This window comes from Pseudonocardia sp. (assembly GCF_050246655.1).
In the GTDB taxonomy this organism is placed as follows: Bacteria; Actinomycetota; Actinomycetes; order Mycobacteriales; family Pseudonocardiaceae; genus Pseudonocardia.
The window spans coordinates 21819-30354 of record NZ_JBFWVQ010000073.1; the positions used below are offsets into that span (position 1 = coordinate 21819).

Below are 8536 nucleotides of genomic sequence, written 5' to 3' on the forward strand. Positions count from 1 at the left end.
ATGTCACGGTTTCGGCGATCACGGCATCAGGACGGCTGGAGCACGAAGTCGTACCGTGCCTCCCGCCACGGGACCTCCGACATGCCCCCGTCCGGCGTCGGGCCCGGCTCGCGCTCCGCGAACGCGACCACCAACTCCTGCTTGGTCCCGAACACGACGTCGGAGTCCAGGTACTGCGCGCCCTCCTGGAACAGGTGGGTGATCAGCGGCTCGTAGCCGGGGACGTCCAGCAGGAAGTGGACGTGCGCGGGCCGGAAGTGGCTGATCTCGGTGCGCGCGATGAGATCGCCGACCGGGCCGTCCATCGGGATCGAATAGCCCATCGGCGCCACCGTCCGCACGCAGTAGGTGCCGTCCGCGCGGGAGGCGTACTTCGCGCGCAGCCGGGCCTCGTCCACCGCCAGCTGAGCCTCGTAGAACCCGGCGCCGTCGGCCTGCCAGACGTCGAGCACCGCGCCCGGCACCGGGCCGCCGTCCAGGCTGCGGACGGTGCCGTGGATGTAGAGCGGGGTGCCGTCGACGCCGTCGGACATGTCGCCGCCGAAGTCCAGCTCCGGTGAGCCGTCGATGTGGAACGGTCCGAGCACGGTGGCGGGGGTGGCACGCTCGTCGAGCTGGTGGTTCATCTGGACGACGAGCATCGACAGGCCCAGCACGTCCGAGGCGAGGATGAACTCCTCGCGCTTGTCGTCGCTGATGTGCCCGGTGGCCTTGAGCCAGCCCATCGCGGCGATCCACTCGGCCTCGGTGAGGCGCACCTCGCGGGCGAAGTCGTGCAGGTGCCGGACGAGCGACGTCAGGATCTCGGCGAGCCGGGGGTCGCGGGCGGTGCCCCAGCGTGCGGCCGCGAGCTCGGTGATGTTGTCCTCGGTGACGAGCTGCACGTCAGCCCTCCAGTTCCGACCGGAGCACCGCGGCCGCATCGGCCATGGCGCGCATCTTGCCCTCCGCGGCGTCCCGCGGCAGGTACTTCATCCCGCAGTCCGGTGCGACCACGACCTGCTCGGGCGGCAGCCGGTCGAACGCCCTCCGCACCCGCGCCGCGACCGTGTCCGCGGTCTCCACTTCGGGCGTCGAGAGATCCAGCACGCCGAGGATGATCGTCTTGTCCGACAGGTCGGCGAGCACGCCCAGGTCCAGCCCGGACTGCGCCGTCTCGATCGAGATCTGCCGCACGGGGCAGGCGGCGAGCTCCGGCAGGAACGAGTAGCCCGACGGCCGCTCGTGGATGATCGCCGCGTAGCCGAAGCAGAGGTGCACGGCGGTGGTGCCCTCGATCCCGTCCAACGCGGCGTTCAGCGCGGCGAGCCCGTAGGCGCGCGCGGCGTCCGGGCGGGCCTGCAGGTACGGCTCGTCGACCTGGACGACGTCCGCGCCCGCGGCCAGGAGGTCGCGGATCTCGGCGTTCACCGCCGCGGCGTAGTCCATCGCCGCGGACTCCAGGTCCGGGTAGTGGTCGTTCTGCGCCTGCTGCGTCATCGTGAACGGGCCGGGGACCGTCATCTTCACGGGCCGGTCCGTGTGTGCGCGCAGGAACTCCAGGTCGCGCACCTGCACCGGGTGCGGGCGGCGGATCGGGCCGACGATGCGGGGGACCGGGTTCGGATGGCCGGAGCGGTCCAGCGCGCTGCCGGGATTGTCGATGTCGACGCCCTCCAGCGCCGTCGCGAAGTGGTTGGAGTAGCTCTCGCGGCGGATCTCGCCGTCGGTGATCAGATCCAGCCCGGCGCGCTCCTGGGCGCGGATCGCGAGCTGCGTGGCGTCGTCCTGGGCCTGCGCGAGCAGTGCGGGCTCCACCCGCCACAGCTCCTTGGCCCGAACCCGCGGCGGGAACCGCCCGGCGAGCTTGGCGCGGTCGATGAGCCACTCGGGCTGGGCGTAGCTCCCGACCAGCGACGTGGGCAGCAGGGGCAGGGTCATCGGTGACCTCCCGGGACGGTGTCGATGGGTCCCGACGGGGTGGGGCCTCCCGACGGGACGAGGACGACGCGGCCGCCACCGGTGCGGGTCCACGCCGCGGCGGCGTCGGCGAGCGGGACGGCCTCGTGCACCGTCGTGAGGCGGCCCGCGAGCACCTCCTCGACGACGACCGTGAGGGCGGCGCGCCGGTGCTCGGGGGTGAGCGCGTTGTTGGAGTAACCGAGGATGCGCAGCTCGCCGCTGCGCATCAGCGCCGACTCCACCGGCATCGACGGTCCCGCCGAGCCGCCGAGGTTCACCAGGCGGCCCCGCGGCCGCAGCGTGCGCAGGGCGGCCGCGGCGGGCGGGCCGCAGAGCGGGTCCAGCACGAGGTCGACGGGCCCGGCGCAGGCCTCCCGCATCCGCTCGGTCAGAACGGCGACGTGCGCGGCCTGGTCCTGCTCCGGGCCGGCGGACGGCTCGGCCGGCCCGGCCGTAGGTGCGGCACCCGGCCCTGGGGGGAGTGGGCCGGGCGCCGCGGTCGGTGAGGGTGCCGTCCCGGCACCCGAGCTGTCCGGGGGCGCAACCGGACCACCGGCGGGCGAACCCCCGCCCGGTGCCGTCCCGGCACCCCCGTCGGGCGCGGCGCCGCCGTCCGCCACGCCGAGATCGACGACCGCGTCCGCCCCGAGCGAGAGCGCCCGCTCCCGAGCCTGCCCGGCCCGGGCGGCCGCGATCACCCGGCCGGCCCCGGCCCGGCGGGCGAGCTGCACCGCAGCCTGCCCGACGACGCCGCCCGCCCCGAGGACGAGCACGGTCTCCCCTGCGCCGAGGCCGCCGGTGGCCGTCATCGCGCACCACGCGGCCACCGCGGAGAGCCCGAGTGCGGCGACCAGCACCGGGTCCGCGCCGTCCGGCAGCTCGACGACATCGGCGAGCGGCACGTCCGCGACCGCGCGCATCGAGCCGTCCCCCGGCGCCATCCCGGCCGACGTCGCGAACCACACCGGCGCGCCGCGCAGCGTCCCGACCCCCTGCACCCCCGGCACATACGGCAGCGCCGGACACCCGAAGTACGACGTCCCGGTGGCGCACAGCAGGTCGAGCGGCGTGATCGGGGCGGCCGCCACCCGGACCGCCACCCGCCCCTCGCCCGGGACCGGCGACTCGGTGTCCACCACGCGCGGCGGCCGCCCCGCCGCCTCGATCAAGGCCGCCTGCACGTCAGCCGGCCCAGGGTTGCGGTGGGACGGGGCGGGCGTTGCGGTCCACGGACAGGAAGATCTCGTTGCCCACGGGACTGCGCAGCTCCTCGGCGAGCTGTCCGATCAGCCCCGCCGTGCGGGCGAGGAGCGCGAACCCGCGCAGCAGCGGCAGCGGCAGCCCGAGATCGGCGAGCGCGGCGCCGCAGACGCCCGCGCCGTTGAGCGGCAGCGTCTTCCCGAGCACCTGCGGGTGCACCCGCCCGATCGCGGAGAACAGCGCCAGGTGCGGGCCGAACACGCCCTCCTCGCGGGCGATGGCCATGAGCCGCGGGGTGCGCGGGTCGCCACCCTTGTGCACGTGGTGGCCCAGGCCCGGCACGAACCGGCCCGCCGCCCGCTGCGCCGCCACGACCTCCAGCGCGAGCGCGTCCCAACCGGCCTCGTCGGAGGGCGGCTCGTCCGGGAGCTGGTCGTGCAGGAACCGCCCGGTGTCCTCGGTGACCCCCAGGAACCGCGACCCGCCGCCGAGCAGCCCGGCCGCGAGCGCGCCCTGGACGGAGTCCGGCGCGGAGAGGTAGGTGAGCCGGGTGACGATCGCGGTCGGGGTGAACCCATGATCGGCGAGCGCGGCCAGCACCGCCTCGAACACGCGCGTCTCGCCCTTGGACGGGCGCCGCTGCGTCGCCAGCCAGAACGCCAGCTCCCCGAAGCCGACCTCGCCCATGACGTCCTCGGCGAGGTTCGCGCCGAGCAGCGTGATCGTCGTGGGGTCCGACGCGCCCAGGGCGGTGTCGTAGCCCCGGCCCACCCACTCGTGATCAGCCATCGGCGAGCCACTTCCTCAGCTCGGCACCGTGCTCGTCCAGCTCCGGCGGGGGCAGCTCGTAGACGGCAGGCGTGCGCGAGAACCGGACGGGATGGCGGGTGGTCGGCATCGCCCGGGCGCCCTCCCCCACCTCGACGATGGGATCGAGCCCGAGCTTCTCGGCCATCGCGAACCCGCCGTCGATGGTGTTGATCGGCCCGCACGGCACGCCGACGTCGACGAGCAGCTCGAACCACTCCACGGCACCCTTCGTGGCGAGCCGCTCGACGAGGATCGCGCGCAGCTCCTCGCGGTTGGCGGTGCGGTCGCGGTTGTGGGCGAAGCGGGGATCGTCGGCGATCTCCGGGATGCCGAGCACGCCGCACAGCGCCCGGAACTGTCGGTCGTTCGCGGCGGCCACGATGAGGTCCTCGTCCGCGGTGGGCAGGGGCTCGTACGGGAAGACCGACGGGTGCGCGTTGCCCATCCGGTAGGGCACCACCCCGCCGGCGACCCAGGCGGAGCTGTGGTTGACCAGCCCGGTGAGGGCCGACGACAGCAGGTTCACCTCGACGTGCTGGCCCTCGCCGGTGGCGTCCCGGTGGCGGAGTGCCGCGAGGATGCCGATCACGGCGTGGTTGCCGGCCATCACGTCGAACACCGAGATCCCGGCCCGGTACGGCGGTCCGTCGGGGCTGCCGGTGAGGCTCATCAGGCCGGAGATCGCCTGCACCATGAGGTCGTAGCCGGGGACCTTCGCGCCCTCTCCGGAGCCGAACCCGCTGATCGAGGTGTACACGAGCCCGGGGTTCGCGGCGCTGACCCTGGCGTAGTCCAGGCCGTACTTCGCCATCCCGCCGGGGCGCAGGTTCTCGATCAGGACGTCCGCGCGGCGGGCGAGCTCGGCGGCGAGGGCGGCGTCCGCGTCGTCGCGCAGGTCCAGCGCGAGGGAACGCTTGCCGCGGTTGATCCCGAGGTAGTACGTGGAGACGCCGTCGCGGACCGGCGGCATCCACGTGCGGGTCTCGTCGCCCTGCGGGCTCTCGACCTTGACGACCTCCGCGCCGAGGTCCGCGAGCAGCATCGTGGCGTAGGGGCCCGCGAGGACCCGCGAGAAGTCGGCGACCAGAAGCCCCGCGAGCGGACCGGACACGCCACCTCCCGTACGACAGCCGGACAGATGTCCGAGTCTGTGACGGGCCGCCGCCGCCGTCAAGCCCGGGCGGCACACCCACCGCGAGGCACACACCTCCGGGCCGCCACACACACCGCGGACGCTGTGTGCCGGCATCGCAGGGTGTGTGCGACGGCGCGGGGATCCACGGCGCGGCGCGGCCGTTCAGGACGCCGTCACGTGCGGGACGGTGTCCAGCCGCGCGAGGTCCGCGCCGATCTCCCCCGCAGCGTGCAGCAGCAGCGGCAGGTACTCCCCGAGCAGTTTCTCCACGGGCGTCTCGGCGGCGTGGGTGTTGACGTTCATGCTCGCGACGACGCGGCCGGCGCCGTCGCGCAGCGGCACGGCGACCGAGCGGATGGCGTGCGCGAGCTGGCCGTCGGTGAGCGCCCAGCCGCGGGCGCGGACCTGGCGCAGCTCGGCGTCGCGCTCGGCGCGGTCCGGCCGCCACAGCGGCGTGAGCCCCGAGCGCGACGGCTCGGCGAGGACGCGTTCCAGCTCGTCCGGCGGCAGCGCGGCGAGCAGCACCTTGCCCAGCGACGTCGGCAGCGCGGGGAACCGCGTGCCGATCTGCACCGCCAGCGCGACGATCTTCGGAACGGAGACGCGGGCGACGTAGACGATGTCCGAGCCGTCCAGCTGGGCGATCGAGCAGGACTCGTGGGTCGCGTCGACCAGCCGCTGCATGTGCGGCCGGGCGACGTCCCACAGCCCCTGCGACCGGACGTAGGCCACGCCCAGCTCGAGCACCCGCGGGGTGAGCGCGAAGGCGCCGTCCGCCACGCGGACGTAGCCGAGCTCGCCGAGGGTGAGCAGGATCCGCCGGGCGGTGGGGCGCGCGAGCCCGGTGGCGGTGGCGACCTCGGCGAGCGTCATCGTCGGCCGCCGCGGCTGGAAGCAGGCGATCACCTCCAGGCCGCGGGCGAGGGCTTCGATGAAGTCCGGTCCCGCGCCTTCCCTCGGCATCGCGGCTCCCTGGGTCGGGTGACGTGGGGAGAGCGTACGGCCGATCGTCCGCACAGCGGACCTCTGGATCGAGTCACCGGCCGATCGGCGCATTGACACCCGACCGGGCGGCGTCCAACGTGGCGATCGACACAGGTTGACCGTGATACGGACGACAGTCCGCTAGTCGGGGGTGTGGGCGATGAGCGAGCAGGCCGACCGGGCCGGGCGGGCGGGCGCGACGGTGCTGCGCGGCGGCACGGTGCTGACCATGGACGGGTCGCGGACCGTGCTGCCGGGCGCCGACGTCCTCGTCGTCGGCGACCGGATCGCCGAGATCGGCGCGGCGGGCACCGCCCTCGACGTCCCCGAGGGCACGCTCGAGATCGACGCGTCCGGCGGCATCGTCATGCCCGGCATGATCGACACCCACCGGCACATGTGGCAGACGGCGATGCGCGGCTACGGCGCGGACTGGACGCTCACCCAGTACTTCGTCTGGTACTACCTGGAGTCCGGGCGCCACTTCCGGCCCGAGGACGTCGGCGCTGGCAACACGCTCGCGGCGTGGGAGGCGCTCGACGCCGGCGTCACCACGTGCGTGGACTGGTCGCACGGCCTGCAGACCACCGGGCACGCGGAGGCGGCGGTCGACGCCCTGCGCGGCGTCCCGGGCCGGCACGTGCTCGCCTACGGCAACATCCAGCAGGCGCCGTGGGAGTGGTCGGCGTCGCCGGACTTCCAGGCGTTCGCGAAGCGGCTGCTCGCGGCGAACGACGACATGCTCGGCTTCCAGATGGCCTTCGACGTCACCGGCGACCCGGCGTTCCCGGAGAAGGCGGCCTACGAGGTGGCCCGCGACCTCGGCGTCCCCGTGACGACGCACGCGGGGGTGTGGGGCGCGACGAACGACGACGGAATCCGCCTCGCCCACGAGGCCGGCTTCCTCGACGAGCGGCACGTCTTCGTGCACGCCGCGACGCTCTCGCTCGACGCCTACCACCGCATCGCCGCGACCGGCGGCTCGGTGTCGGTGTCCACGGAGAGCGAGCAGAGCGCGGGCCAGGGCTACCCGCCCACGTTCGCCCTGCGCCGCCACGGCATCCCGGTGTCGCTGTCGATGGACACGAGCGTCTGGTGGAGCGGCGACCTGTTCTCCGCCATGCGCACCACGCTCGGTGCGGACCGCTCCCGCGAGCACCTCGACGCCCACGCCCGCGGCGACACGGTCACGCACTGCGCGCTGCGCGCCGAGCAGGTCGTCGAGTGGGCCACGCTCGGCGGCGCCAGGGCCCTGGGCCGCGACGACGCGCTCGGCAGCCTCGAACCCGGATGCAAGGCCGACGTCGTCCTGATCAAGAACGACGCATCGCCGGTGTCCTTCCCGCTGCTCAACCCGTACGGCCACGTGGCGTTCCAGGCCCAGCGCGGCGACGTCCACACGGTGCTGGTGAACGGGCGGATCGTGAAGCAGGACCACCGGCTCGTCGGCTTCGATCCCGCCGCGGTACGCCGCGACGTCGAGAACACCGTCGAGCACCTGCGCGCGACGCTCGGCGAGGAGGCCTGGCAGCAGGGCATGAACCCCGACGTCCCCGAGACGAAGGTGCTCGACAACCCTTACCAGTACACGGACTACCGCAGCGCGAGCACGCACGAGGCGTGACGCCCTCCGCGCGCGGCGGTTGACACCGCCCTCGGGCGAGGTAGGACGGGAGCATCGGCCCGGACGGAGGTGCTCGGACGATGACGTCAGGCGGCCCCGACGGCCCGGGGGCACCGACGGGGCTGCTGCGCGAGTGGATGTCGGCGGTCGGGGACGTCGTCCGCGCGGTGAACGACGCCGAACCGCTCGAGACGCTGCTGTGCCGGATCGCCGAGCAGACGTGCCGGCTGGCCGGGTTCGACCTCTGCGCGGTGATGCTGCCGGACGCCACCGGCGCGTGGCTCCTGGCCCGGGGGTGGCACGGCCTGTCCGCCGACTACGTCGCCGACGTCAACCGCGAGCACGCCATCGTGATCGACGCCGACGGGACGCGTGAGGAGACGGTGGCGGCCCGCGCCTTCCGCGAGGGGGTCACGCTGGCCGTACCGGACCTGGCGGGCGCGGACCGCTACGGCCAGACGCGGCGATGGGCGCTGCGGCAGGGCTTCGCGGCGCTGCTGGCCGCTCCGCTGCCCGGACCGGCGGGGCCTGCCGGGGTGATCGTCGCCTACTCGCAGGTGCGGCGGGAGTTCAGCGCGTCCGAGATCGAGATGGTGGACCTCCTGGCCCGCCAGGCGGTGCTGGCGCTGGAGACGGCGCAGCTGCGCAGCCTCCAGCAACGCACGATCGCCGAGCTCGAAGCCAAGCGCGCCCAGCAGGAGTGGGCGGAGGCCGAGCACCGCAGGCTCATGCAGCTGCTGCTCGACGAGGCGGGGCTGCAGCGGCTGGCGGAGTCGCTCGCCGGGTCGCTGCAGGCGTCGCTGACGATCGAGGACGTCGACGGCACCGTGCTGGCGTCCGCC

General features: G+C 74.3%; 8 protein-coding genes. 2 read left to right on the forward strand and 6 right to left on the reverse strand.

Annotation, left to right across the window (positions count from 1 at the left end):
- Positions 1 to 26: 26 nt before the first annotated feature.
- The 6 genes from AB7J25_RS20835 to AB7J25_RS20860 form a co-directional block, all read right to left on the reverse strand.
- Entirely contained in the window at positions 27 to 884 is an 858-nt protein-coding gene (locus tag AB7J25_RS20835) for a dioxygenase (RefSeq protein ID WP_428511269.1), read from the reverse strand.
- Position 885: 1 nt separating this feature from the next.
- The gene (locus AB7J25_RS20840; RefSeq protein WP_428511270.1) at positions 886 to 1920 is read right to left on the reverse strand and encodes a 5-methyltetrahydropteroyltriglutamate--homocysteine methyltransferase; all 1035 of its coding nucleotides are present in this window, start codon (positions 1918 to 1920) and stop codon (positions 886 to 888) included.
- Entirely contained in the window at positions 1917 to 3122 is a 1206-nt protein-coding gene (locus AB7J25_RS20845; RefSeq protein ID WP_428511271.1) for a quinone oxidoreductase family protein, read from the reverse strand. Before AB7J25_RS20845 ends, AB7J25_RS20840 begins: the two co-directional genes overlap by 4 nt.
- Before the next feature lies 1 nt (position 3123).
- Complete coding sequence (locus AB7J25_RS20850) at positions 3124 to 3930, reverse strand: citryl-CoA lyase (protein WP_428511272.1); 807 nt, start codon at positions 3928 to 3930, stop codon at positions 3124 to 3126.
- The gene (locus tag AB7J25_RS20855) at positions 3923 to 5062 is read right to left on the reverse strand and encodes a CaiB/BaiF CoA transferase family protein (protein ID WP_428511273.1); all 1140 of its coding nucleotides are present in this window, start codon (positions 5060 to 5062) and stop codon (positions 3923 to 3925) included. Before AB7J25_RS20855 ends, AB7J25_RS20850 begins: the two co-directional genes overlap by 8 nt.
- 186 nt (positions 5063 to 5248) lie before the next feature.
- A complete protein-coding gene (locus AB7J25_RS20860) occupies positions 5249 to 6049 on the reverse strand; it encodes an IclR family transcriptional regulator domain-containing protein (RefSeq protein WP_428511274.1) in 801 nt (266 codons plus the stop codon).
- 181 nt (positions 6050 to 6230) lie between these two features.
- Between AB7J25_RS20860 and AB7J25_RS20865 the strand changes: the two genes are divergently transcribed.
- Complete coding sequence (locus tag AB7J25_RS20865) at positions 6231 to 7694, forward strand: amidohydrolase family protein (RefSeq protein WP_428511275.1); 1464 nt, start codon at positions 6231 to 6233, stop codon at positions 7692 to 7694.
- An 80-nt stretch (positions 7695 to 7774) separates the two neighbouring features.
- Positions 7775 to 8536 (forward strand): GAF domain-containing protein (locus AB7J25_RS20870; protein ID WP_428511276.1); only part of this gene is annotated, 762 nt, incomplete at its 3' end.